The sequence below is a fragment of the Streptomyces sp. NPDC055243 genome (assembly GCF_044544025.1).
In the GTDB taxonomy this organism is placed as follows: Bacteria; Actinomycetota; Actinomycetes; order Streptomycetales; family Streptomycetaceae; genus Streptomyces.
Map to the genome: position 1 here is coordinate 318,609 of NZ_JBITWR010000001.1, position 23,000 is coordinate 341,608.

Below are 23,000 nucleotides of genomic sequence, written 5' to 3' on the forward strand. Positions count from 1 at the left end.
AACTGGCCGTCCTTCCGGCTCTGGGGATGGCGTGTGCTCGGGTGCCCTCTGCGCCGAGGCCTACAGGCCCGGCGAGTTGGGCGGCGCTCAGGGTCCGCACTGCGGGGGTGCCGCCCAAGGGCAACGGCGTCCCCGTCCCGTTCCGTACGCCTCGCTCCCTTTCGTAGGATCGAGTGCCACGGTATGGATTTGATACCGGTACCTTCAACGAAACTGGGGGCCGCAATGGGCAAGGCGTACAACGTGATGGCAGCGACCTGCCCGAGCCGCACGGTGCTGCACCGCATCGGCGCCCGCTGGACCGTGTTCGTCGTCAACGCCCTCGACGACGGACCGCGCCGCTTCAGCGAGTTGAAGGGGCACATCCGGGGCATCACGCCGAAGGTCCTGACGGAGACCCTGCGCTCCCTGGAAGCCGACGGTTTGATCAGCCGCCAGGAGTTCGACGAGAACCCGCCTCGCGTCGAGTACGCCCTGACACCGCTGGGCCGCTCTCTGCTCGTCCCGCTCCGCGCCGTACGACTCTGGGCCGAAGAGCATGTCCCGGACATCGAGGCGGCCCGCGCCCGGCAGCCGATTCTCTGACGCCGAGTCGTCCGCCTGCGTGAAGACGTCCGCACCGCATTGCTCCGGCTCCCCCCATGTGGGAGAGGTCGGGGAGATGCCCTGGGAGGGAGGATTCAGCCGCGGGCCGCTCAGGAAGTCAGGCCGACGCATTGGGCGTAGAGGGCGGCTTGAGTGCGGTGGGTGGCGCCGATCTTCATGTATATGCTGCTGAGGTGATTCTTTACGGTCTTCTCGGATATGCCGAGATGCCGAGCGATGAGCCGATTGCTGAAACCCCGGGCCAGCAGACGGAGTACGCCTCGTTCGCGTGCGGTGAGGGTGGGGCCGGCGGGCGGCGCATCATCTTTGGGGACGGGAGTGAACGCCGGAGCGGGCGGAGCCGCTTCCCCCGGGCCGATCAGGCCTACGTCCCGGGCGTAGAGGGCGGCCTGTGTGCGATCGGTGGCGCCGATCTTCATGTATATGCTGCTGAGGTGGTTCTTCGCGGTCTTCTCGGATATGTCGAGCCGTCGGGCGATGAGCCGGTTGCTTAACCCAAGGACCAGCAGGCGGAGTACATCCAACTCCCGGCAGGTGAGTTTCGCGGCCGGTGATTCTTCCACGTCTTGCATCTTCCTTGCTTCTCCCGAAGGGCATAAGAAAAAATGTCCAAGGACTTCATGCGCGCGGCACCCCCGGTGCTGAGTGATGAGCGCCGACAGATCACCTGACAGGCGTCGGGCGCGGAAGGCGGCCCGGTGTCTCGCCCAGCCGGGCCGTGCGGGCCGGGGGGTGCGGGACGCCGGTGTGACGGCCGGGGAGGGTGCTGGGGGAGAAGGGGCCGGGCGTGACGTGGCGCCCGGGGACCGGGCCAAGGAGTGATCGATTTCCTCTGCCGGGTCGACGACCCTCGTTCTGCAAATCTCGTCATGAACGTCGGAGCCCGGCTGATCGATGGAAAGCGTATGTGGGCATGACGGCAATGCAATCTCCCCCGTGTATGCACGCCAGATCGTTCATAGGCGAGAATGGGAACGCCGCAAGGAGTCAGCGGTGCGACTGGAAAGCGGCACGCATCCGGTCGACGGCGGCGTCCCTGTTGACGCTCGAGTCCCGTACTGAAACTGCTCAAGCGCGGTTCAAAAGCTACAGGCTTGTTCGGGCAATTGGCTAGTGTTTCCCGGTTGAATCTTGGACCGCTCTCCCATTCAAGGTCGGAGTGGCGCGGAAACGGCGACGGAATTCCGGGATCTGTCCAAATCCGTCGACGGAATTCTGGGGTCCGTCCAAAGAAGAGGCGGAATTCTGGGGTCCATTCGAGGTCGTCGGCGGAATTCTGGGGTCCGTCCAAAGCCGTCGGCGCCCCTGTCGAGGATTCGTAGCGATCTGGACGGCGGATTCCTCGCCGAGATGACGCTTTTGACGTCGCCGCCGGCGGGGGCCCTACACCCGCCAGGCGCCCGCGATCTTCAGCAGATGGTCGTTCTCCCCGGGAGTGCCGATGGTGATCCGCACCCCCTCGTCGCCGAAGGGGCGCACCATGACTCCCGCCGCCTCGCACGCGTCGGCGAACGCCGGCGTACGCGAACCGAGGCGCAGCCAGACGAAGTTGGCCTGGCTGTCGGGAACGCTCCAGCCCCAGGACCGCAAAGTGCGGGTGACCCGGGCACGTTCGGCCACCAGGGTCTGAACCCGCCCCAGCAGTTCGGAGCCCGCGTTCAGCGAGGCCCGCGCGGCGGCCTGGGCGAGTCCGCTGACGCCGAACGGCACGGCGCAGGCCCGCAGCGCGGCGGTGACCGGCCGATGCGCGACGGCGTAACCGACGCGCAGCCGCGCCAGCCCGTACGCCTTGGAGAAGGTGCGCAGAACGGCGACGTTGGGACGGTCGCGGTAGAGCGCGATGCCGTCCGGTACATCGGTGTCGTCGACGAACTCGCGGTACGCCTCGTCGAGCACCACCAGCACGTGGCCGGGCACCCGGTCGAGGAAGCGCCCGAGCTCGCCGCGGCGCACGGCCGTGCCGGTCGGGTTGTTGGGGTTGCACACGAAGATCAGACGAGTGCGGTCTGACACCGCGTCGGCCATGGCCTCCAGATCGTGCCGCTCGTCATGCAGCGGAATCCGCACGGCAGTCGCCCCGGTGGCCCAGACGAGCAGCGGGTACGCCTCGAACGAGCGCCAGGCGAACAGCACTTCGTCCCCTTCGCCCGCCGCGGCGCGCAACAGGTCCCTGGTGACCCCAAGAGATCCGGTGCCGGGCACGAGGTGCTCCGGGGGCACCGCGAGAACCGCGGACAGCTCCGTGACCAGTTCACTGCTCGTCGGATCGGGATAGCGGTTGACGCGCCCCAACTCCTCGCGCATCGCGGCGACGACCGACGGCAGCGGGGGATAGGGGTTCTCGTTCGACGACAACTTGTCCACCAGGTCGCTGGGTGCGGCTCGGCCGGGGACGTAGCGAGGCACCCCGGAGGCATCGGCGCGCAGCCGGGGGACAGGTGTCGGTGACATCGAGGGCACCTCCTGGGCGGGGGGGGCGAGCGGACGACGGCGCGGTGGCGTTCGTCGCGGGCTCCGGAGCCACGCGTCGCGACGGGGCGCGCGGGCAGGGGATCCAGCCCGCGCGCCGACACCTCTGTCAGAGGCGACTGCGCGTCTCGCTCGCCTCTCGGGTCCTGCCGTGCGCGCCGCTGCGGCACAGCGGGGCGCCGGGGCCACCGTGGGCAGGGTCAGCCGACGGCACCAGCCGGTGCGGTCTCCTCCTCGACGGCAGCGGTCCGTACCCCTGCCCTGGCGAACTCCTCCAGGAACGTGGGAAAGGACAGCCGGACGTCCTCGAAGCCCGAGAACCGGTTGGCGGAACGCATCCGCAGGCCTGCCACGAACAGCGACATGAAGATGCGGTGGTCGCCCCAACTGGACAGCGTCACTCCGCCGGGGTACGTCCGCGCGCCGCGGACCTCGAAGCCGTCGCAGATCCCGTCGTCGTACAGGACCTCGATGTCCACGCCCGCGCGGGTCTGTTCGGCGGCCATGGCCTCGATGCGTGACGCCTTGTGGAAGCGGGTGAGGCGTCCGCCCGTCACCCGCAGGCTGCCCTGCACGTACGCCCCGATGGCGGCGAGCGTGGGCACGATGTTGGGGCAGTCCCGCACATCCACCTCGAAGGCGCCGCACAGGCTGCCCGGCGGGTTGTCGACGGTCAGCGACGAGGCGGCGCGGTCGAAGGTGACGCTCACCCCGAGCCGCTCCAGGATCGGGACGATCGCGAACTCGCCCTGCATGCTGTCGCCGTACACGTTGGTCAGGACGGTTCGGCCGGGGAAGAGTGCGGCGGCGGCCAGCAGATACGAGGCCGAGGTGTAGTCCTCGTGCATGGTGACGTCCTGGGCCTGATAGGCGGAGGGTTCCACCTGGTAGTGACGCAGGTCCTCCGACGCGGAGACCTTGATACCCGCGTCGGTCAGGCTCGCCAGCGTCTGCCGGATGTACGACTGGGAGTAGACCTCGCCCGTCACCTCGATTTCCACCGGGCCGTCGGCCAGCGGCGCGGCGAACAGGATGGCGGTGATGAACTGCGAGCTGATGTCGCCCGGCAGCCGGCACGTGCCGCCCTTCAGGCCGCGTCCCCAGTTGACGATCGGGGCCTTGTTCTCGCCGACGATCGACTCGATGTCCGCGCCGAGTTCGCGCAAGGCCTCCAGCAGCGGCTCCATCACGCGGTTGCGCAGGGTCGCGTCGCCCGTCACCACGACCGGCGACGGCTGCACGGAAGCCAGCGCCGTCACGACGCGGAACACCAGGCCGGAGCCGCGGGACTGGATGACGCGCCGGATGTGCGGGAGCGACTGTCCGATGCCATGGATCTCCAGTAATCCGTCGTGCTCGGTTATCTCGGCACCGAAAGCACGGCAGGCGTTCTTCATGGTCTCCGTCTCGTCGCACCGGAGATCATTGAAAACCCGTGACGTGCCGTCGGCCAGCGTGCCGGTCAGAATGGCCCGTTGCGTCTCCGGTTTCGAAGAGGGGACGCGGAACGTTCCGGCGAAGGAATCGACCGGATCAACCTGAAGCAGCATCCTCGTATCTCCCGTTTCACATCATTCGCCGTCTGATATCTGTGCAAGCGATGTCGCTTTGACGTCCGGGCCGGCGATGTCCGCGGAGCGAGAACATGTCATCCCACCGCTTGGCGCTTCGATGTCGGGGCGGCGGTGCAGGAAAGCATCCTGGCGCGCACGACAGCCCTCCTCCGACGGTGGGGGCGCGATATGAATTCTGTGTCCCGCGCGAGACGCGGGCAATAGGTCCATCTGCCCATGGCATTTCCGGCACCAGATGCTCCGGACATACCCCGTGGCGGGTCGCGGGCCAGGATTTCCTGCTCCGCCGGGCCCGCTGTCCCTCGCTCAGGCCAGGAACCGGAAGGACCTCTCGTAATAGACCATGGGGGTCCTCGCGCCCTCGCCCAGGCGCGCGCCCGATACCTGGCCGATCAGGATCGTGTGGTCCCCAGCCGGATGCCGGGCATGCATCTCGCAGTCCAGCTCGACGAGCGCGCCCGCCACGGCCGGCAGCCCGCCGGGCGTACGGGACAGACCGTCCGATGCGAACTTGTCGGCGCCTTTGGTCGCGAACCGTTCTGCCAGCGGCCTGTGTTCGGGGCCCAGCACGCTCACCGCGAAGTGCCCGCAGGAGGCGAACGCCCCGAAGGAATCGGCCGAGTTCGCCAGGCAGACCAGGACCAGCGGCGGGTGCAGCGACACCGAACAGAACGAACTCGCCGTGAAGCCGCGGGGCAACCCGCCCTCGCCCAGCGTCGTCACCACCACGACCCCGGCCGCGAACCGGGCCATCGCGGCCCGGAAGTCCTCGGAGCTCGCCCGTCGTACGGTCTGTGTGCTCTGCGTCACGGCAGCACCACCACCTGTCCCGTGCAATTCGGTCCGGTTTCGAAGCCCGTCCGCGGGGCCGTGTCCCAGCCGTGTGCGGCAACGGCGATATCCGTTGAGCGAGAACATGTCATCCCGCCGTTCGGCGCTTCGATGTCGGGCGGCAGTTCGGGAACGGCGTCCTGGCGCGCACGACAGCCCTCCTCCGACGGTGGAGGCGCGATAGGAATTTTGTGTGCCGCGCGATGCACGGGCAATAGGTCCATCTGCCCATGGCGCCGACGTGCCCCGCAGACTCTGGCCGAGCTCGCCCAACAGCGGGTGCCGACTGCTCACGCACCCGCTCCCGGGGGCGCTGGGACTTAGGTCCTATTCTGACCAGGCCGGTCCCGTGCCAGGCTGAGGCAGCGCGAAACAACGCGTCGGGAGCCGTTCCCGGGATTCAGGTTCGGGTTCATTCTCCGGTTCCGAAAAGGCCCGCCGTCGCCGCCTTTGACCGGCCGCTCCGGCCGGGCACATCCATGCATCCTGTGAACCGTTAGGACGAATTCCATGTCCGGCGCCATCCTGTTCTTGACCCGCTGGCCCTTGTACGAGGACGAGCGCCGCTGGGAGAACCGCCTCGCCGCCCCCGAGATCGTCTTCGGCCCGGAGACCGACCGCGTCACGTACATATGCGACGAGGGCGGCCGCAGCGGAGTGCCCGCCGACGCCGAACGGGCCCACGTCGTACCGGACTTCGGCGACCTGGACGGCGTGCTGGGGCTCGTCGACGCCGTCGTTCGCGACGAAGGCCCGTTCGACCACGTCATCGCCTTCTCCGAAATGCTCCTCGACCTCGCGGCGACGCTGCGCGAGCGGTACCGCATCCTGGGCCCGGGCCCCGAGGAAACCTCCCGGTTCCGCGACAAGACCGTCATGAAGGAGACGGTGTCGCGGGCCGGTATCCGAGTGCCGCGTTGGGCGTCCTGCCGCACCGAGGACCAGATCCTCACGGCTGCCGAGGAGTTCGGCTACCCCGTGATCGTCAAGCCGGTGCGCGGGGCGTCCAGCCAGGGTGTGCGCGAGATCGCCTCGGCGGAGGAGCTGCGGGCCTTGTGCGCCGAACGGAGCCTGCACGGCCTCGAGGTCGAGGAGTTCGTACGGGGCGAGATCCTGCACGTCGACGGCGTCGTGGACGCGGCGGGCAAACCGCTGTTCCTCTGTACCTCCCGCTACGTCTCCACCTGCCTGGACTTCGAGCTCCAGGGCGAACCGCTCGGCTCCGTCCTCCAGACGGACCCCGCGGTGCGCGGCCGCTGCGAGGACTTCGCCGTGGGCTGCCTGACCGCGCTCGGCCTGCGGAGCTCCGCCTTCCATCTCGAACTCTTCGACACCGGCGACGAGTTGGTGTTCCTGGAGGTCGGAGCCCGGGTGCCGGGCGCCGACATGCCGTACGTCATCCACGACGTCCATGGCGTGAATCTGTTCCGGCTGTGGGTGGACGTGCTGCTCGGCCGTCCGGTGGACCCGCCGGTCCCCGACCCGGAGCTGAGCGGCGGCTGGCTGATCGTCCCAGGTCCCAGGCCGCTGCCCCAGAAGGTCACCGCCGCCACTTCGCTCCTGGGTGAAGTTCCGTACGTGTACCGGGAGTTGGTGCCGAGGGCGGGCGAAGTCCTGGTCTCCCGGCCCGGCTCGTACGCCACGCTCCAAGGCGGCCGCTTCCTTTTCCGGGGTGGCACCCAGGAGCAGATCGAGCAGGCCGTGCGCCAGGCGCGTGCGCAGTACCGCCTGACGACTGAGCCTGCCCCCTGAAGAGCCTGAACCATCTCGTGCCATCGGCAATCGAACCGTCGAGTCTATGGAGGAAAACGTGGATCAGTCGAACCATGCGGAGCTGGTCGACAAGAACTTCGTGCTGTTCGCCGAGGGGTGCTTCGGCCTCTTCACGAGCAAGATCGCCGCCTCACTGATCCGCTACCGCGGGGACCGCTGCGTCGCCGTGATCGACAGCCGCAAGGCCGGCCGCACCGTCCAGGACGTCCTCGGCTACGGCGGCGCGATCCCGATCGTCGGCCGCGTCGAGCAGGCGGTGAATCTGGGCCCCGAGGTCATGGTCGTCGGCAAGGGCCTGCACTCCGCCGAATTGCCCTCCGGCTGGAAGCCGCACCTTCTCGCGGCCGTCCGGAACGGACTCCACCTGATCAACTCGATCCACTACCGCCTCACGGACGACCCGGACATCGCCCGCGCCGTCCGTGACAAGGGCATCACCGTCTGGGAGACCAAGGACTCCCCGGCCGTGCCGCTCAACAGGGCCCGCGTCCTGGACCTGGACACCTGGGTCATCCACACGTGCGGCAGCGACTCCAACATCGGCAAGAAGACCGCCGCCCTGCAGATCTGGAACGAGGCCAACCGCAGCGGCATCCCCACCGGCTTCGCCGCCACCGGCCAGAGCGGCATGCTGATCTCCGGGCACGGCCTCGCGGTCGACGGCGTGCCCGGCGACTTCATGGCCGGCGCGGTCGAGCACGTCGTGATGGAGGCCGCCGCCGGCAAGGAATGGGTCGTCGTCGAGGGCCAGGGTTCCCTCAACCACATCGGGTTCAGCGGCGTCGCCCTCGCCATCCTGCACGGCGCCCTGCCGCACGCCCTGGTCTTCTGCCACCGCCTCGGCGCCGAGCGGACCAAGGTCTGGGAGACGCCCATCATCCCCATCCCCGAGCTCATCCGCATGAACGAGGAGCTCACCGTCTTCGAACGGCCCGCCAAGGTCGCCGCCGTCAGCGTCAACAGCGTCGGCTTCACCGAGGAGGACTACCGCCGCGAGGCCGAGAAGCTCGAGGCCGATACCGGACTGCCGGTCGTCGACCCGGTCCGTGCGGGCGGCGCCGCCCGGCTCGTGGACATCCTGCGCGCCCACCAGCGCGAGACCGCGGACCGGCAACTGATCCGCCAGTACTGAGGGCGGGCCCAGGACTCCGAGGAGATGCACCGATGAAGACAGCGATTCTGCTGCTCATGCACCAAGGCAAGTCGTACACCGAGGAGATCGCCGCGGCCACCGCCGGGCTCGGCCTGACCCTGGTCGCCCTCAGCTCCCAGCCGGAGACGCCGGGGGTCCTGGACGCGAGCCGCCGCCACGTGGCGGACTGCGTGGTCACCGAGGAACCCGAACTGCGCTCCGGCGGCGTCGAGAAGGCCGTACGCGAACTCGCCGACCGGGGCTACCAAGTCGAGGCCGCCATCGCCACCTTCGAGGGCTACCGGCTCCTGATGGCCGAGCTCAACGAACGGCTCGGCGCGCGTGACTCCGCCGAGTCCGCGCTGCGCCTCTGCCTCGACAAGTACGAACTGCGCCGACACCTCTTCGCCCAGGGACTGAGCGAGGTCCGTGTCCACCGCGTCACCCCCGGCGTGACCCCCGAACTCGACTCCTCCGCACGCTGGTTCGTGAAGCCGGTGCGCGGTGCCTCGTCCTTCGCGACCTTCGTCCTGGACGACGTCGACGACCTGGCCGACCTGCCCGCGATCCAGGAGCAGATGCGCGCCGACCGGCGCATGAAGGCGATCTTCATGGACCGGTACGACTTCCTGGTCGAGGAGTACGTCGAGGGCCCGGAGTTCAGCTTCGAGACCTTCGTCCTCGACGGCCGCATCCACCACCTGTGCGTCCACGAGAAGGCCCGCGTGGAACGCCTGGAGCGGACCATCCTGGAGGGGATGTCGGTCAGCCCGCCCGTGAGCCTCGACAACGAACTCGTCCTGGAGGGAGCCGGCCACGTCACCCGCTGCCTCGCCGAGCTGGAGAGGCACGGGCTGACCGACGGCGCCTTCCACGTCGAGGTCAAGTACTGGGAGTCGAAGAAGCGCTGGGAGATCATCGAGATCAACCCCCGGATGGGCGGCAGCCTCATCAACGCCAGCGTTCAGACCGTCACCGGGCACTCCCTCCTCGACCTGTGGACCGAGTCCCTGCTGCTGCCCGACGGGGAGCGGGACGCCTTCCACGACCGGCTCTCCCGCGCCTCCCAGCTGGAGGCCCTGCGCACCGACGCGTCCACCCGGGCGACCGTGTTCCTCAGCAAGTACGGGGAGAAGGGGCGGACCGTCGACACGATCCGCTTCGAGCCGCCCACCCGCCCGCCCCGCATCCTGCGCGTCCACGTGGCGGAGGGAACCGAACTCGAGGCGTCCGACCGGGGGATCTGCCTGATGGACGCCCTGTGGGACGTGGCGGCCGACCACCTCGACGCCGAGACCGCATTCCTCGACCGACACGCGACGGAGCACTTCCATGTCCGCTACCGCTGACCGCCCGGGTTCACCCGGGTCGGCGAGCGGATCGCCCACGACCGGCCGCCACCGCGCCGGCCGACCCACACTCCGACCCGTCCGTGAACCCCGTCCGTGAACCCCGTCCGTGAACGCCCCACGCGAACCCTCTTGTGAAGGAGACACGATGAACCGCGTGCAGAACACCGGGATCACCCACCCGAAGCCGTTCTACAACGAGGAGCAGAGCCGTCTGAAGAAGGCCGAGCTCGACCGCTACATGGACAAGAAGATGGCGGAGTGGAAGGCCACCGTCCCCTTCGCCTCCCACCTGACCGAGCCCGAGGTCCACCGGGCGTACTACCGCCGCACCCTCATCGAGCACGTGTGGCGGATCCGCCTCTCCCGGGTGAGCCAGTCCAAGGCCATCTGCAAGATCGCCCAGGTGTCGCCCAGGGCCGCCCGCGACTACGCGCAGTACCAGGCCGACGAGATGCTGCACGACAAGCTGTACATCAACGACGCCGAGGCCGCCGGTGTCACCGAGGAAGAGATCCTCGCCACTGAGCCGTACCTCTCCACCCGCCTCTTCGAGGGCTTCTTCTACTACGCGCTGGAGCACGAGTCGGCCCTCGCCCCGGTCGTCTCGAATTACTTGGTGGAGTACACCCAGGTCAAGCTCCAGCCGGCCATCGTCGAAAACCTCCAGGAGCGGCTCGGCAAGGAGAACGTCAAGGGGCAGGCCGCCCACCTCCATGTCGACACCACCGAAGACCACTCCCAGGAGATGTGGGACATCCTCCGCCAGTTGATCTTCAGCGAGGAGGACTTCCAGAAGGTGTTCAAGTACATCGACGACGTCCAGGAGATCCTCGCGATGTTCTTCCGGGAGATCTACGCGGACACCGTCGCCCGGCACGCGGAGACCGCTGCGTGACCCGTACGTCCCGTCCCGGACCCACGCCGACGGCAGGACCGGCACGCGGTGCGCCTGAGGGTCCGGCCGGCAGCCGTCGCCCGGCGAGCCCGAACGGACCCCATCCCACCGCACCCGCCGCCCAGCAGAGAGGAACCCCGCGAATGTCCGCTCCCAACACAGCCGCGCTCGTCAAGGAGTACCGCGAAAACGGCTTCGCGGTCGCCGAGCGTCTCTTCGATCCGAGCGAAGTCGGCGAGCTCAACACCGCCATCACGGAGATCCTGGACGTCCCCGACATCGGCTCCGTCGCCGAAGTGGAGCCGGGTGACAACGGCATGGCCCGCCGGATCTGGTCGCCCACCAAGCAGCACCCCGCGTTCGAGCGGGCCGCCGCCCACCCCGAACTGCTCGACCACGTCGAGGCACTCATCGGCCCCGACATCCTGTTCCACTACAGCAAGCTCCACCTCAAGGCCCCGCAAGTGGGCAGCGTCGTGGAGTGGCACCAGGACTTCGCCTACTACCCCCACACCAACACCGACCTGGTGACGGCCCTCGTCTACCTCGACGACACCACCACCGAGAACTCCGCCCTCCAGGCCGTCCCCGGCTCCCATCGGCGCGGCCTCGCCGACCACTACGTCGACGGCTACTTCCGCGGCAAGGTAGCGGGCGCAAGCGCCCCCGAATCAACGCTCGCCGTGCCCATCGAGGCGCCCGCAGGCAGCGTGATCTTCATCCACTGCCTGCTCCTGCACTACTCGTCGCCGAACCGCTCCGACCGGTACCGCCGCGCCTTCCTGCCGGCCTACCGGGCCGCCGACGCCTACCCGATCCACTTCGGCCCGCACGCCGGCCACAACGAGCCCGGAGTGAAACTGCTGCGCGGCAGCGTGTCGGACACGGCACGGGTGGAAGCCGGGGCGTGGCGCCTCCCGCTCGCGGAGCGCCCCTTCGGCTCGCTCTTCCAGCTCCAGGAGGGCGCCAACCAGACCGCGACGGCGAAGAGCACCGGGTACGCCACGCTGGGGGAGGCGAAGTGACAGCCCCCTGAGTACGCCGAACGTGACCGTCGTCCGTGCCTGCCCGCGGGTCGGCGCGGACGGCGGCCACGCCACCGTCACCGCCACGGCGGGCCGGACGGGCAGGCCGAACTCGGCTGCACCGTGCGGGTCCTGGCGGAGCAAAACCATCAGAATCGAGCGATCGGAAGGTGAGAACGTGGTCGTCAGTGGCTTGTCAAGCCAACCGCGGTCGGACTCGGACGAGTTGAGAGTCCACTGGAACTCGCCGCTCAGTGGGCAGCAGAAGGCGTCGGGGAAATACCAGGTCGGCCAGCTCGACTTCGAGGGAATCGTCGACTTCGCGCAGGAAGCGGACCGCCTGGGTGTCGACTCGCTCCTCATGGGGATCGGCTTCCACATGCCTGATCCGCTCCCGATGCTCGGCGCCCTGGTCCGCGAGACCCAACGCGTCAAGTTCCTTCTCGCCTACCGTCCCGGGCTGCTCCCCCCGACGCTCTTCGCCCAGGTGGTCAACACGGTCTCTTGGATGGGGGACGGGCGGATATCCCTCAACCTGGTCGCCGGTACCTCCCCGGTCGAGCAGGCGTTCTACGGAGACTTCCTCGCCCACGACGAGCGCTACGCACGCTCCAACGAGTTCCTGGACATCCTGCACCGGTTCTGGCGCGGTGAGACCCCGCTGTCCTACGAGGGCGACCATTATCGACTCAAGGACGCGCAGGTCGGCCTCGGATACAAGGGCGGAGGCCGTCCCGAGATATACATCAGCGGGGCATCCGATGTGGCGCAGCGGACCGCCGTGGACCACGGCGACTGCTGGCTGCGGTACGGCGATACTCCCGAGGGAATGGCCGCGGCGGCGAAGCCCGTCCTGACGCGGGGCGGCCGTGTGGGAACTCGTATGCATGTGCTGGCGAGGGAGAGCCGCGCGGAAGCGCTGGCGGATCTCGCCGACATGATGCGCGACCCCGACGAAGAACACCGGAAACGGATCGCGGATGCCGTGGCCTCCTCCGATTCCGTGGCAGTGAACACTTCTTTCCGCCTGGCCGAGTCCGCGGACTCCGGCTGGCTTTCCCCCATGCTGTTCTCCGGTGCCGTGGCATATCGCGGCGGGCCGGCCCTCTGCGTGGTGGGCAGCTATGAGGAAGTGGCGGCGTATCTCTACGCGTACAAGGAGGCCGGGATCAGCGAGTTCATCTTCTCCGGCTGGCCGACCCGGGAGGAGATGCGGATCTTCTACACCCGCGTGCTGCCGCTGTTGCGCCAACTCGAACGCGCCGGGTCTCCCGCGGGCCGCGCGGCGCCGTGAACTGATCGTCGCGACGCCTGTCAGTGGGCCTTTCTAGGCTCCGGGCCATGACGGCAGAGCTGGCCCATGACCCGCGTCCGACCTTCGCCCGAGCACGTGATCAAGCGGGGGAGCAGGTCGCGGCGACACCCGCCTGACCACCGTTTGGCATCCGGGCACGGGCAGCCCCGAAGGCTTCTACCTCGGGCTCGGATTCCGCCCGAGGAGAACCTCAAGCGGTTCGGCGAGTACTTCACCCGACGTGCCAAGAAGGCGACGGCCGCTCGCAAGCGGACCGCCCAGTGCGAACTGCGACTGCCCAGCAGGGGCGGGCGCGTGATCCGGATGACGGCCGAGCCCCTCCGCATCGCGCCCGGCGGCCTGGTGTGGGCCGTGCGCGGCGTCCTCGTCGACGTCACGGGGGACCTGCGCCACCGTGCCGAGGCCGAACGGGCCGAGCGCGAGGCGCGCCGTCAGCGCGAGCGCGCAGAAGCGGTCGCCGAGGTTGCGGACGCGCTGCGCGAGGCGGTACTGCCGCACTTCCAGGACGAGTTGGCCGCCTACGGACTCGAAGCCGCCGCCGTCTACCGCCCCGATGCGCGGGAGGCCGGGGTCGGCGGCGACTGGTACAAGGCGCGCAGGCTCCCCGGCCGCCGCCTGCTGATCACCCTCGGCGACGCACGGGGCCACGGCCTGGAGGCGGCCACACTGATGGCGAAACTGCGCTACGCGCTGGCGGGCTCGCCTGTACCGATCGGCCGGTCGAGCAACTGACGTACTGGCTCAACGAGTTGGCGTGCGCCGACGGCATCGAATCCACCGCCACCGCGATCATCGCCCGATTCCACCCCGAGCGCGATCTGCTGCGCTGGACCTGCGCGGGCCATCCCCGCCCCGTGCTCGTCCGAGCGGGCGAGGTCACCCAGCTGCCCGAACCGGAAGGCGGGCCCGGACCGCCGCTCGGAGTGCTCCCTGGTACCGGCTACACCGCTGCGGCCGTCTCGCTCGAGATCGGCGACATCGTGCTGCTGTACACCGACGGCCTGACCGAACGCCGTGACCGCGACCCGGACGAGGACACCCGCCGCTTCCTGACCGCCGCCGGCAGTGCTTCGCCCAACAGCCTCCCGGCGCCGGGCACGACGGCTGACGACTACGCCCGCCGCCTGGCCGCCCATCTCGATGGGTCGCACCGCACGGACGACGCAACCCTCCTCGCCCTGCGCCGCATCCACCCGAGCCAAGGAGCCGACAAACAGGCACTTACTTGAGCCTGGACTCGTCGGTGCGTGGCAGGATCCGGCAAGCCTCACCCGGCCCGTCCTGACCCGCTTGACGTATGCCGATATGGGAATACGATGGCTTCCATGGCACGAGCAGCGACGACGTCGGATGTCTTCAACGCGATCGCCGAGCCGCAGCGCCGGGACATCCTGGCGCTGCTGCGGGCGGGGGAGCGGCCGGTGACCGAGCTGGCCCAGGAGCTGGGGATGAGCCAGCCGGGAGCGTCCAAGCATCTGCGGGTGCTCCGGGAGGTGGGCCTTGTGCGGGTCCGCGGGGCGGGCAAGCAGCGTCTCTACGGCCTGGACGCCGACGGGCTGCGGCCGGTCCACGAGTGGGTCGGCGGCTTCGAGCGGTTCTGGAACGAGAGCTTCGACCGGCTGGACGCCTATGTGCAGGACCTCAAGCAGACGCAACAGGAGGAATGACCGATGACAGGGGCAAGGCAAGAATCGCGGGCGGAATCGGCGACGGCCGACCGGGAGACCGTGATCTCCAGGGTCATCGACGCCCCGCGGGAGCTGGTGTTCACGGCGTTCACCGAGGTCCGGCACCTGTCGCGGTGGTGGGGGCCTGAGGGGTTCACCACCACCACGCGGTCGTTCGAGTTCCGTGTCGGCGCGGAGTGGGACTTCGTGATGCACGGACCGGACGGGACCGACTACAGCGAGTGGATCACCTGGACCGACATCTCCGCGCCGGAGCGCATCGAGCTTCTCCATGGTGCGTTCCGCGGCGACCCGAACGCCTTCGAGACGGTCCTGACGTTCGCGCCCGACGGCGCGGCGACCCGGATCGAGATGCGCACGGTGTTCCCCACCAAGGAACTGCGCGACGAGGCGGTCGAGAAGTACCACGCGGTCGAGGGCGGCCGGCAGACCCTGAGCAACCTGGCCGCCTACGTCACCGACCTCGCTCGGAAGGGAGCGGAGGGCTGATGGCCGGCAAGGTGTTCTTCAGCGTGACGATGTCGCTCGACGGGTTCATCGCGCCCGAGTCCGTCGAGGACTTGATGCGGCAGCAGTGGATGGAACTGCAGCGGTGGGTCTTCCCGCAACGGTTCTTCCGGGAGAACCTGAAGCTCGGCGAGGGCGGCGAGGAAGGGCGCGACAACGACATCGTGCGGGAGACGTTCGAGCGCACCGGCGCAAGCGTCATGGGCAAGCGCATGTTCGACGCCGGCGAGCGGATGTGGCCGGAGGAGGCGCCCTTCCATACGCCGGTCTTCGTCGTGACGCACGAGAAGCGCGACCCCTGGGAGCGGGCCGGCGGCACCACGTTCCACTTCGTCAACGACGGCATCGAGACCGCGCTCGACCAGGCCCGCGAAGCCGCCGGCGACCGCGACGTCCGCATTGCGGGCGGCGGCGCGACGATCCTGGAGTACCTGAACTCCGGTCTGGTCGACGAGTTCTCGATCGCGCTGTCACCGGTGCTGTTCGGCGCCGGCATCCGCCTGTTCGACGGCGTGGACGCGTCCAGGGTCGCTCTGGAGCAGGTCCGCTCGGAGCCGTCCCCGCGGGTGACGCACCTGACCTACGCCGTGCACCCACGGTAGCCACACCACCGCTCCAAGGGCACGCGGGCAGGGCTTCGACAGTGTTCTCGCCGGAGCCCTTGCCCGGTGCCCGGTGCGCGCTCACTCCTCAGTCGCTACGGCTGCCGGTGCCACGTCTCCCGCCAGGCATCGCTCATGCGGCCTGGGTGAGTTCGGCGCGGCCGAACAGCAGCGCGTAGCCGGACGGGAGTTGGGTGAGGACGCGATCCAGGAGGCCGGGACCTGCCAGGTGGCCGACGGCGGCGAGAACGGCTCCGGTGTCCCAGCGGGCCGTCGCGGGGGTGGCGCCGGTGCGGGTGGCGAGATCCTTGACGAAGCCCCATCCGGTGAGCCGTTGGGTGTCGGGTACCTGGCCGGTGAAGACACGTGCGGCCTCGAAGGGGAGGCGGGCGGCGAGGTCGACGCGTTCGTCGCCGGTGAGTTGACGGCCCAGGGCGGCCAGCACGGCACGCGTGACCTCCTCGGCCCGCTCCCGGGTGGGATAGGCGCCCTCGTAGCGGATTCTCTCGACCATCTGGTCAAACGTCATGCCGACCCGTGCGGTAGCTGGTGCACGCAGCGGAAGCATCGCGAAGTGACTGCCTTTCTCGTCCAAGGGTGTTTCTCGCCGGGGAGGGCCGGCCGGGGGAGCGGTGGCCGACTCTGCCGATGTGGTGGGCGGGTGATGGTCCGGTGGGTTCAGGTGTGTTGGGGGCGGCCGAAGAGGAGGTCGTACCCCGGGGGCAACTGGAGCAGGATGCGGCGGGTCAGGTCCTCGCCCGCCGCATCGGCGGCCACGCTCAGTACGGCGCCGACGTCCCAGGCCGCGGTCTGTTCGGTGGCGCCCTCGATCCACGCCGCACTCGCCCGCAGGAACCGCTCCGGCGGGAGCGGCTCGGGGGCCTGGAGCGGGTTGAGCAGGATCATGGCGAAGGTCTCCGGGAGGCGGGCGGCCAGCTCGGCCCGGACCTCACCCACCAGATGGGCGCCCAGCAGCGCCAGAACCGTACGCGCGGCCCGCTCGGCTTCCTGGGGGGTGGCGTACTCGCCGCGTTCCTGCACGTGACGGAGAAATGCTTCCCATCGCATGGCCACTACTGCCCCTTTCGCTTCGGGGTGCGAAGTGCGGAGTACGGGGTGCGAGGGCGAAGTGCGGAGGGCGGAGCTGGAAGGGGAGCTTGGTGCCCGCCCTCCGCTGTCGGCGCGGTCGAGAAGCGCCGGTTCCTCAGCCCCTGATCTGCTGGTGCCTGGTCTCCCCGCCGATCGCGATCTTGCGGGGCTTGGCGCGCTCGGCGATCGGGATGCGCAGGGTCAGTACCCCTGCTTCGTAGTCGGCCGTGATGCGTTCGGTGTCCAGCGTGTCGGCCAGGACCAGCTGACGGGAGAAGACGCCCAGGGGGCGCTCGGCGAGCTCGAGCTGCACGTCGTCCTCCTTCACCAGAGGCCGGCGCTCGGCCTTGACGGTGAGCATGTTCCGCTCGACGTCGATGTCGATCGCGTCCTTGGCGACCCCGGGCAGATCGAGGGCGATCACGTACTCCTCGCCCTCGCGATAGGCGTCCATCGGCATCGTCGAGGGCCGGGACCACGTGCCGCTCACACCCGTCAGCTGCTGGGCGAGGCGGTCGAGTTCGCGGAACGGGTCAGTGCGCATCAACATCACGAAAACACCTCCACAGGTCTGGCAGTAACTGCCAATGCGCTTCGTCTGACACGGTTGTAACATGTCATCCAAACGATGACAAGTTCCGGTGTCATCCAACGGGTGACGCCCTGAGAGGATCTCCATGAACGCTTCTCCCGAGCCTCGTGACCCCACCTCGTTCTTCGCCGCCGCGGCAGCACTGAGCGCCATCGACGAAGCCATCCGCACCGCCCAGACCCCGCAGGCAGGGCCCCGCCCGGAGGACGGGCAAGCCAGTGCCGACCAGGCGCTGGCGGCCCTCCTCCTCCTGCGTGAACTGCGCGACCAGCTCGCAGGATGGGAGCCCTCGTTGATCGACGCGGCCCGCACCGCGGGCTCCAGCTGGGCGGACCTCGCCCACCCCCTGGGCGTCGCCAGCCGCCAGGCCGCGGAGCGGCGCTACCTGCGCGTACGCCCCGGAAAGCCCGGCACCACCGGCGAAGAGCGCGTCCAAGCCACCCGAAGCCGGCGCGCCGCCGACCGCACCGTCACCGCCTGGGCGCGGAGCAACGCCGCCGAACTTCGCCAACTCGCAGGCCAGATCACTGCCCTCTCCGACCTCCCCGCCCGCGCCCGCGCACCCCTGGCCCGGCTCACCGAAGCCCTCGCCGACAACGACGCCGCCCGCCTCATCACCCCGCTCGCCGACACCCACACGCACCTCAAGAGCAGCCACCCGGACCTCGCGGCCCGCATCGACGCCATCACCCACGACACCGACCGACTCCGCCAAACGGACGGCGACGGCCGGGGGCCCACCACCTGACGTCCCAGTCCACCGCGGCGAACCGATACGGCCCGTGAGTAGGCCGGGGTCAAGCAGCCTGCTGGACGTACAGATCGCGGCTGACGTCTTCGCGGACCTTCTCGCAACTGCTGGTGATGAGGCGGGAGATGTGCATCTGGGAGACGCCCATTTCCTCGGCGATGCGCGATTGCGTCATGTCCTTGAAGAAGCGCAGGTAGAGGATGGTGCGTTCCCGCTCCGGGAGCTTCTTCAGGCCCACTTTCGCGGCTTCCCGGTCGGCTATCAGGTCGTAGCGGGGTTCGGCCCGGCCGAGGGTGTCGGCGAGGCTGTACCCGTCCTGTGCGGTACCGATTTCGGCGTCCAGGGACAGGCTGCTGTAGCTGTCCAGGGCTTCCATTCCGTCCCGCACCTCGTCCGGCGTGAGCCCCGCCTGCGCGGCGATGTCCTCCACGCCGGGTTCGGTGCTGCGGCCGGGCTGGAGCATCAGGTCCCGTCGGGCGGTGCGGACCTTGTTCCGCAGGTCCTGGACCCGGCGCGGAACGCGTACGTCCCAGCTGTGGTCGCGGAAGTGGCGGCGCAGTTCCCCGGTGATGGTGGGGACGGCATAGGCCTCGAAGGCCCCGCGGTCGGGGTCGTATCGCTCAACGGCCTTGACCAGGCCCAGGGCTGCCACCTGTTGCAGGTCCTCGAGGCTTTCGCCCTTGTTGCGGAAGCGACCGGCAAGGCGGTGGGCCATCGGCAACCAGGCCTTCACCAATTCCTCGCGCAGCACATCGCGTTCACGGCCCTCAGGTGTGGCGGCGAGACGCTGAAAGACCTGCTCGGTGTCGGGGGCATCGTGGTGGCGGGTGGCCATAGAACACTCCTCATGACGGTGGTCAGCGGGAGGACCTGCGGACTTGAGTCCTGGTCCCTCCTTGAGAAGCGCCTGTTGTCCCAAGCACTTGATGACCGCCTGCCCCTCGGCCCCGCCGACAAACAACGCCGACAAACAACGCCGGCGAGCGAACGCCGCGGGCCGGCCGGTGGTGGCACGACGCCCGCGACCGAGGGCTTGAACGGGCCGGGCGACAGAGCGAAAGTACGGTCGAATACTGGTTTGGTCTTGGGGCACAAGGTGCGTGCAACCCCTACACATAGAGGCTTTGAGGGAGGCCCCTGATGTTGATGGCACACCCGGTCGTGCTGAAGAACCTGCTCGAGCAGTACGAGACGCTGAGCGCCCTGCATGCCGAGAAGGGCACCAAGGAAGCGCGTCAGCGCATGGAAGATGTCGCCTACACGCTGTGCGTGTCGACCGGTACCCGCAACATCAGCGCCGCCCTCATCGCCGCCCGACGCCGGCTTTCCGCGGCGCGCGTCGAAGACGACTCCGTCCCCGCTTCCTGACCGGCGCGTCTGCCGCGCCGCAGCAGACCCACGGCTGAGGCCCGGGGCGCAGGTCCGGGCCTCAGCGGACGCCCGATGCCGGATAAGATGGAGAAAGCGGGTAAAACCGGGCGATCAAGCCCTCCGGATGGGCTTGGCGTGGCAACGCGCGAGTCGCGGCTGACCCACTCCCGCGTCTCCTTGCCCAGGGATGTCGAGTGCGATGACCGAACACCGAACTGCCACCCATGCCGCGGACGCGACCCGCAGCCGCGAGATCGTCGGCGCGCCCTGCTGGACGAGCTTGCTGACGCACGACCTGGCGGCCGCGGAGTCCTTCTACAGCGCGGTCTTCGGCTGGACGTTCCGCCCGGCGAGTCTCGGCGAGGACTTCCGCGTCGCCCTGCACGAGGGCAAGCCCGTGGCCGGCATCGGAGCTTTCGCCTCGACGCTCAGGGTTCCTGTCGCCTGGACGCCCTATTTCGCGGTCGAAGACGCCGACGAGACGGCCGCACGGATCCGTGAGCGCTGCGCCACGGTCGCCGTGGGGCCGCTGCGCTTCCCCGTAGGCCGGGGCGCGCTCGCGGCGGACCGGGACGGCGCCGTTTTCGGCATCTGGGAGGGTCAGCTCATCTCCGACTGGCACTCCTGGCGTGCGGACGCCCCCGTCTGGCTGCGCCTGCGGTCACCCAACCCCTTCGAAGCGGCCATTTTCTACGGCCAGGTCCTGGACTGGGCCTGCGAACGTCCCGGCTGCTGCGACGTCGGCTACGAGCACGACGAAGTCGTCCTGAGCCAGGAGGGTCAGGTGCTCGCCCGACTCGGATCGGGCGCCGTCGATGCCGCCCCCAACCCGGCGGACCTGCCCCGATGGGACGTCTACTTCACGGTCGCCGACCCTGAGGCCACCGTGCGTGCGGCCCTCCGCCATGGCGGATCCGTGGTGCGACACGGTGACCAGCACACCCCTGCGACTACCCTGTGTGACCCTCAGGGCAGCATGTTCACCGTGACGGGACGCGCGGAGCCTCGGAGCGAGAATCTGCGCTGATCCGATCCTGTCTGCCGCGGCGGCCTGCGCGATCGTCGGCACGCTCCGTGTCAGGGCGTGTCAGGGCGTGTCAGGGCGTGGCGGGCCGCTGCGGGGAACGGAGCACGAGCAGGGTGATCTCGCTGGGGGCGAAGACGCGGAACGGCGGGCCCCAGAAGCCGGTGCCGCGGCTCGTGTAGAGGAGGGTGCGGGTGCCGTGGCGGCTGAGGCCTGCGAGGGCGGGCTGGTCGATGCGGACGAGGTGGTGGAAGGGCCAGATCTGGCCGCCGTGGGTGTGGCCGGAGAGCTGGAGGTCGACGCCGCCCGCTGCGGCCCGGTCGACGAACTTGGGCTGGTGGGCCAGGAGCAGGACGGGCAGGTCGGGGTCGGCGCCGTCCAGGGCTCCGGCGAGGTGGGCCCGGTGGCCGGCCAGGCCCGAGGACTCGGCGGTGACGTCATCCACGCCGGCGACCACAAGGGTGTCGCCGCCGCGTTCGAGCAGCAGATGGCGGTTGCGCAGCGGCTCCCAGCCCAGCTCGTCCATCAGGTCGACCCAGCCCTGGGCCTCGCTGTAGTACTCGTGGTTGCCGGTGACGTAGACCCGGGCCCGGGTGGCTCGCACGGTGCCGAGCGGGGCGGCCTGGGCGCGGCGGCGTTCGGCCGTGCCGTCCGCGATGTCGCCGGTGTGGCAGACCAGGTCGGCTTCCAGGGTGTTGACCGTCTCGCAGACCCGCTCCGACCAGCGGGCGCGGTCGAGCGGGCCGTAGTGGGTGTCGGTGATGAGGGCCACGCGGGTGCCGTCCAATCCGGCTCCCAGGCGCGGGAGTTGGACGTCGAGCCGACGCACCCGGGGCACCCGGCGGGCCTCGGCGTATCCCCAGGCGAGCAGCACGGCGGCCGTGCCGAGGACCGCCCAACTGACGATCCGGGCCCGGCTCTGCCCGTCGCCTACGCCCGCCACGGTCAGGGCGAGGCGCAGCAGGACGCCGAGCAGGACGGACCAGGTGAACAGTACCCAGGCCGCCCCGAGGAGGGTGTCGCCGACGATCGCCGCCCGGTCCTGCTGCCGTCGGCCGTGGCCGCGCGCCATCGCGAGAGGCATCCCGATCAGACCGAGGGCGAAGAGCGCGGTGCCGCCCAGTGCGACGGGGAGCGGCCAGTGCTGGCCGGTGTGGAGCAGCACCCAGCACGGCACGGTCCACAGCAGGACGGGAGCGATCAAAGGGATGTAGCGCATCAGGCGGCGCAGTCGGCTCTGCTGGGCCGCATGCGCCGCACTGTCCGCGGATCGGGCCTCGCTGGTGTCGGTCACGCTTCCCCTCCTCAGGTAGCCAGGCTGCAGGCGCGCACTGTACCCGGTCGCCCTAATGCCCTGAGCAGGTCCCGCTCCGCAACCCCCTGGCCCAGGACGGCGAGTGCGGCCTGATGACCCGTGACGGCTGCACCGCACCGTTCCCCAATGACGATCGTCTGCTACTTGCTACTTGCTACTTGCTACTTGCTACTTGCTACTTGCTACTTGCTATGTGCTGAAGACCGTCCCGGAGCGGAACAGCGGAACAGCGGAACAGCGGACCACGGGCGCTGTCTATGGCCGCGACCTCTACTTGGTGGTGTGTGTGGGGAAGACCTGAACATCGGTGTAGGCGCCCTTGATGTCCCCCGCGTCCGCGGGCCACCGCAGGGTCACGGTGTGGGTCTCGTTCGGGGGCGTCACCAGGATGTTGGTCGGGTGCGAGAGGGTGTCGCCGGTGGTGTCGATGTCGTAGGCGAGGTTGAAGACAGCGGCGTCGCCGGGCTTCAGGGTGGTGACACGCGGCTGGGCCCGGCCGCGCTCGATGGGGTTGGAGGTGTTGTCGGCGTCCTTGATGTCCACGCCCGCGAAGCCGGTCGCCGAGCAGGTGGCCGAACCCCGGTTGATCATGGTGATGTCGATCCGGCCGGAGGCCTCGTCGGGCGCGGCGTCCTTGGCGTCGATGGCCAGGTCCTCCGTCTTGCAGAACGTGACCTTGCCGCCGGTCTTCGTCGCACCGTTCGCGGCGCCGGCCTTGGCGTCCTGTCCGGAGCCCGACTGTGTGTCGCCGGCCTCCGACTTCGAGCTGTCGGAGCCCGAGCCGCTCTCCGACTGTGAACCGTCCTGCGAGGACGAGGAAGACGGGGACGAGGAGCCCTTGGAGGACGAGTTCTTCCCGGAGTCATCGCCGCCACAGGCGGTGAGCGAGAGGCTGGCGGCGACGCCGATGGCGGCGAGAGCGGCGATGCGGGTGTGCTTCACGGTGTTCCCCCAGGAGGAGCTCGGTGCGTGCGGTCTGAAGTATTTGTATCCCGCACCGAGTTACAGGCGGTCCTCAGCGACGTCCTCGTTCTGTCACAGGCAGCGGACGCAGCGGACGCAGCAGATCACCGGGCACCTCGGGATCGC

Annotated in this window: 25 protein-coding genes; 15 read left to right on the plus strand and 10 right to left on the minus strand. The window is 69.2% G+C overall.

All coding sequences use genetic code 11. From position 1 onward, the window contains the following. The first annotated feature begins 225 nt into the window (after positions 1 to 225). Positions 226 to 585: a helix-turn-helix domain-containing protein gene (locus ACIGXX_RS01785; RefSeq protein WP_351157125.1), complete on the plus strand. Its 360-nt coding sequence runs from the start codon at positions 226 to 228 to the stop codon at positions 583 to 585. A 110-nt stretch (positions 586 to 695) separates the two neighbouring features. Here the strand turns inward: ACIGXX_RS01785 and ACIGXX_RS01790 are convergent, their stop codons facing one another. The 4 genes from ACIGXX_RS01790 to ACIGXX_RS01805 form a co-directional block, all read right to left on the minus strand. Further along, positions 696 to 1,169, minus strand: a complete 474-nt coding sequence (locus tag ACIGXX_RS01790) for a LuxR family transcriptional regulator (protein ID WP_361464161.1) — start codon at positions 1,167 to 1,169, stop codon at positions 696 to 698. An 820-nt stretch (positions 1,170 to 1,989) separates the two neighbouring features. Continuing rightward, positions 1,990 to 3,057 (minus strand): histidinol-phosphate transaminase, encoded by a 1,068-nt coding sequence (gene hisC, locus ACIGXX_RS01795; RefSeq protein WP_383816625.1) that lies wholly within the window; start codon positions 3,055 to 3,057, stop codon positions 1,990 to 1,992. A 218-nt stretch (positions 3,058 to 3,275) separates the two neighbouring features. After that, a complete protein-coding gene (gene aroA / locus ACIGXX_RS01800; RefSeq protein ID WP_399971832.1) occupies positions 3,276 to 4,625 on the minus strand; it encodes a 3-phosphoshikimate 1-carboxyvinyltransferase in 1,350 nt (449 codons plus the stop codon). 330 nt (positions 4,626 to 4,955) lie between these two features. Further along, positions 4,956 to 5,402 carry a flavin reductase family protein gene (locus ACIGXX_RS01805; RefSeq protein WP_366461704.1) on the minus strand — a complete coding sequence of 149 codons (447 nt, stop codon included), beginning with the start codon at positions 5,400 to 5,402 and terminating at the stop codon, positions 4,956 to 4,958. A gap of 588 nt (positions 5,403 to 5,990) precedes the next feature. Here ACIGXX_RS01805 and ACIGXX_RS01810 point away from each other — a divergent pair. From ACIGXX_RS01810 to ACIGXX_RS01860, 11 genes are all read left to right on the plus strand, one after another. Beyond that, the gene (locus tag ACIGXX_RS01810) at positions 5,991 to 7,232 is read left to right on the plus strand and encodes an acetyl-CoA carboxylase biotin carboxylase subunit family protein (RefSeq protein WP_399971834.1); all 1,242 of its coding nucleotides are present in this window, start codon (positions 5,991 to 5,993) and stop codon (positions 7,230 to 7,232) included. 58 nt (positions 7,233 to 7,290) lie between these two features. Beyond that, entirely contained in the window at positions 7,291 to 8,385 is a 1,095-nt protein-coding gene (locus tag ACIGXX_RS01815) for a DUF1611 domain-containing protein (RefSeq protein ID WP_383816634.1), read from the plus strand. A 32-nt stretch (positions 8,386 to 8,417) separates the two neighbouring features. Next, positions 8,418 to 9,734, plus strand: a complete 1,317-nt coding sequence (locus tag ACIGXX_RS01820) for an acetyl-CoA carboxylase biotin carboxylase subunit family protein (RefSeq protein ID WP_383816636.1) — start codon at positions 8,418 to 8,420, stop codon at positions 9,732 to 9,734. Positions 9,735 to 9,882: 148 nt separating this feature from the next. Next, a complete protein-coding gene (locus tag ACIGXX_RS01825) occupies positions 9,883 to 10,632 on the plus strand; it encodes an iron-containing redox enzyme family protein (RefSeq protein WP_366461651.1) in 750 nt (249 codons plus the stop codon). A gap of 143 nt (positions 10,633 to 10,775) precedes the next feature. Continuing rightward, a complete protein-coding gene (locus ACIGXX_RS01830) occupies positions 10,776 to 11,657 on the plus strand; it encodes a phytanoyl-CoA dioxygenase family protein (protein ID WP_361464147.1) in 882 nt (293 codons plus the stop codon). 193 nt (positions 11,658 to 11,850) lie between these two features. Continuing rightward, positions 11,851 to 12,951, plus strand: a complete 1,101-nt coding sequence (locus ACIGXX_RS01835) for an LLM class flavin-dependent oxidoreductase (protein WP_383816642.1) — start codon at positions 11,851 to 11,853, stop codon at positions 12,949 to 12,951. Between the two features lie 315 nt (positions 12,952 to 13,266). After that, positions 13,267 to 13,704, plus strand: coding sequence for a hypothetical protein (locus ACIGXX_RS01840; protein ID WP_383816645.1), 438 nt, complete (start codon positions 13,267 to 13,269; stop codon positions 13,702 to 13,704). Positions 13,705 to 13,721: 17 nt separating this feature from the next. Next, positions 13,722 to 14,201 (plus strand): PP2C family protein-serine/threonine phosphatase, encoded by a 480-nt coding sequence (locus ACIGXX_RS01845; RefSeq protein WP_383816648.1) that lies wholly within the window; start codon positions 13,722 to 13,724, stop codon positions 14,199 to 14,201. A 96-nt stretch (positions 14,202 to 14,297) separates the two neighbouring features. After that, positions 14,298 to 14,639, plus strand: coding sequence for a metalloregulator ArsR/SmtB family transcription factor (locus ACIGXX_RS01850; protein ID WP_351157098.1), 342 nt, complete (start codon positions 14,298 to 14,300; stop codon positions 14,637 to 14,639). Between the two features lie 3 nt (positions 14,640 to 14,642). Next, positions 14,643 to 15,149, plus strand: a complete 507-nt coding sequence (locus ACIGXX_RS01855; RefSeq protein ID WP_351157094.1) for an SRPBCC family protein — start codon at positions 14,643 to 14,645, stop codon at positions 15,147 to 15,149. Next, entirely contained in the window at positions 15,149 to 15,769 is a 621-nt protein-coding gene (locus tag ACIGXX_RS01860) for a dihydrofolate reductase family protein (RefSeq protein ID WP_366461645.1), read from the plus strand. Before ACIGXX_RS01855 ends, ACIGXX_RS01860 begins: the two co-directional genes overlap by 1 nt. Positions 15,770 to 15,902: 133 nt before the next feature. Here ACIGXX_RS01860 and ACIGXX_RS01865 read toward each other — a convergent pair whose 3' ends face one another. The 3 genes from ACIGXX_RS01865 to ACIGXX_RS01875 all read right to left on the minus strand — a co-directional run bounded on the left by ACIGXX_RS01865 (position 15,903) and on the right by ACIGXX_RS01875 (position 17,408). Continuing rightward, positions 15,903 to 16,337, minus strand: a complete 435-nt coding sequence (locus ACIGXX_RS01865) for a DUF2267 domain-containing protein (RefSeq protein ID WP_351157985.1) — start codon at positions 16,335 to 16,337, stop codon at positions 15,903 to 15,905. 110 nt (positions 16,338 to 16,447) lie between these two features. Next, complete coding sequence (locus ACIGXX_RS01870; protein WP_351157090.1) at positions 16,448 to 16,837, minus strand: DUF2267 domain-containing protein; 390 nt, start codon at positions 16,835 to 16,837, stop codon at positions 16,448 to 16,450. A gap of 136 nt (positions 16,838 to 16,973) precedes the next feature. Beyond that, positions 16,974 to 17,408, minus strand: coding sequence for an Hsp20/alpha crystallin family protein (locus ACIGXX_RS01875; RefSeq protein WP_351157087.1), 435 nt, complete (start codon positions 17,406 to 17,408; stop codon positions 16,974 to 16,976). A gap of 127 nt (positions 17,409 to 17,535) precedes the next feature. On the opposite strand from ACIGXX_RS01875, the gene ACIGXX_RS01880 reads away from it, so the two are divergent. Then, entirely contained in the window at positions 17,536 to 18,198 is a 663-nt protein-coding gene (locus ACIGXX_RS01880; protein WP_366461644.1) for a type III effector protein, read from the plus strand. 49 nt (positions 18,199 to 18,247) lie between these two features. On the opposite strand, the gene ACIGXX_RS01885 is transcribed toward ACIGXX_RS01880, so the two are convergent. After that, positions 18,248 to 19,036 (minus strand): SigB/SigF/SigG family RNA polymerase sigma factor, encoded by a 789-nt coding sequence (locus tag ACIGXX_RS01885; protein WP_351157082.1) that lies wholly within the window; start codon positions 19,034 to 19,036, stop codon positions 18,248 to 18,250. Positions 19,037 to 19,341: 305 nt separating this feature from the next. On the opposite strand from ACIGXX_RS01885, the gene ACIGXX_RS01890 reads away from it, so the two are divergent. Continuing rightward, positions 19,342 to 19,569: a DUF5133 domain-containing protein gene (locus tag ACIGXX_RS01890; RefSeq protein WP_351157080.1), complete on the plus strand. Its 228-nt coding sequence runs from the start codon at positions 19,342 to 19,344 to the stop codon at positions 19,567 to 19,569. Between the two features lie 202 nt (positions 19,570 to 19,771). Continuing rightward, entirely contained in the window at positions 19,772 to 20,599 is an 828-nt protein-coding gene (locus ACIGXX_RS01895; protein WP_361464137.1) for a VOC family protein, read from the plus strand. A 70-nt stretch (positions 20,600 to 20,669) separates the two neighbouring features. Here the strand turns inward: ACIGXX_RS01895 and ACIGXX_RS01900 are convergent, their stop codons facing one another. Together ACIGXX_RS01900 and ACIGXX_RS01905 are read right to left on the minus strand one after the other, a co-directional pair. Next, positions 20,670 to 21,890: a metallophosphoesterase gene (locus ACIGXX_RS01900; RefSeq protein ID WP_351157075.1), complete on the minus strand. Its 1,221-nt coding sequence runs from the start codon at positions 21,888 to 21,890 to the stop codon at positions 20,670 to 20,672. A 291-nt stretch (positions 21,891 to 22,181) separates the two neighbouring features. Beyond that, positions 22,182 to 22,853 carry a DUF4232 domain-containing protein gene (locus ACIGXX_RS01905; RefSeq protein ID WP_399971843.1) on the minus strand — a complete coding sequence of 224 codons (672 nt, stop codon included), beginning with the start codon at positions 22,851 to 22,853 and terminating at the stop codon, positions 22,182 to 22,184. Positions 22,854 to 23,000 lie beyond the last annotated feature (147 nt).

What these genes read in the sequence shown, in the direction of transcription:
- ACIGXX_RS01785 (WP_351157125.1), top strand. Translation starts at nt 226, where the DNA reads ATGGGCAAGGCGTACAACGTGATGGCAGCGACCTGCCCGAGCCGCACG.
- hisC (WP_383816625.1), bottom strand. Translation starts at nt 3,057, where the DNA reads ATGTCACCGACACCTGTCCCCCGGCTGCGCGCCGATGCCTCCGGGGTG.
- aroA (WP_399971832.1), bottom strand. Translation starts at nt 4,625, where the DNA reads ATGCTGCTTCAGGTTGATCCGGTCGATTCCTTCGCCGGAACGTTCCGC.
- ACIGXX_RS01805 (WP_366461704.1), bottom strand. Translation starts at nt 5,402, where the DNA reads ATGGCCCGGTTCGCGGCCGGGGTCGTGGTGGTGACGACGCTGGGCGAG.
- ACIGXX_RS01810 (WP_399971834.1), top strand. Translation starts at nt 5,991, where the DNA reads ATGTCCGGCGCCATCCTGTTCTTGACCCGCTGGCCCTTGTACGAGGAC.
- ACIGXX_RS01820 (WP_383816636.1), top strand. Translation starts at nt 8,418, where the DNA reads ATGAAGACAGCGATTCTGCTGCTCATGCACCAAGGCAAGTCGTACACC.
- ACIGXX_RS01825 (WP_366461651.1), top strand. Translation starts at nt 9,883, where the DNA reads ATGAACCGCGTGCAGAACACCGGGATCACCCACCCGAAGCCGTTCTAC.
- ACIGXX_RS01830 (WP_361464147.1), top strand. Translation starts at nt 10,776, where the DNA reads ATGTCCGCTCCCAACACAGCCGCGCTCGTCAAGGAGTACCGCGAAAAC.
- ACIGXX_RS01850 (WP_351157098.1), top strand. Translation starts at nt 14,298, where the DNA reads ATGGCACGAGCAGCGACGACGTCGGATGTCTTCAACGCGATCGCCGAG.
- ACIGXX_RS01855 (WP_351157094.1), top strand. Translation starts at nt 14,643, where the DNA reads ATGACAGGGGCAAGGCAAGAATCGCGGGCGGAATCGGCGACGGCCGAC.
- ACIGXX_RS01860 (WP_366461645.1), top strand. Translation starts at nt 15,149, where the DNA reads ATGGCCGGCAAGGTGTTCTTCAGCGTGACGATGTCGCTCGACGGGTTC.
- ACIGXX_RS01865 (WP_351157985.1), bottom strand. Translation starts at nt 16,337, where the DNA reads ATGCTTCCGCTGCGTGCACCAGCTACCGCACGGGTCGGCATGACGTTT.
- ACIGXX_RS01870 (WP_351157090.1), bottom strand. Translation starts at nt 16,837, where the DNA reads ATGCGATGGGAAGCATTTCTCCGTCACGTGCAGGAACGCGGCGAGTAC.
- ACIGXX_RS01875 (WP_351157087.1), bottom strand. Translation starts at nt 17,408, where the DNA reads ATGTTGATGCGCACTGACCCGTTCCGCGAACTCGACCGCCTCGCCCAG.
- ACIGXX_RS01880 (WP_366461644.1), top strand. Translation starts at nt 17,536, where the DNA reads ATGAACGCTTCTCCCGAGCCTCGTGACCCCACCTCGTTCTTCGCCGCC.
- ACIGXX_RS01885 (WP_351157082.1), bottom strand. Translation starts at nt 19,036, where the DNA reads ATGGCCACCCGCCACCACGATGCCCCCGACACCGAGCAGGTCTTTCAG.
- ACIGXX_RS01890 (WP_351157080.1), top strand. Translation starts at nt 19,342, where the DNA reads ATGTTGATGGCACACCCGGTCGTGCTGAAGAACCTGCTCGAGCAGTAC.
- ACIGXX_RS01895 (WP_361464137.1), top strand. Translation starts at nt 19,772, where the DNA reads ATGACCGAACACCGAACTGCCACCCATGCCGCGGACGCGACCCGCAGC.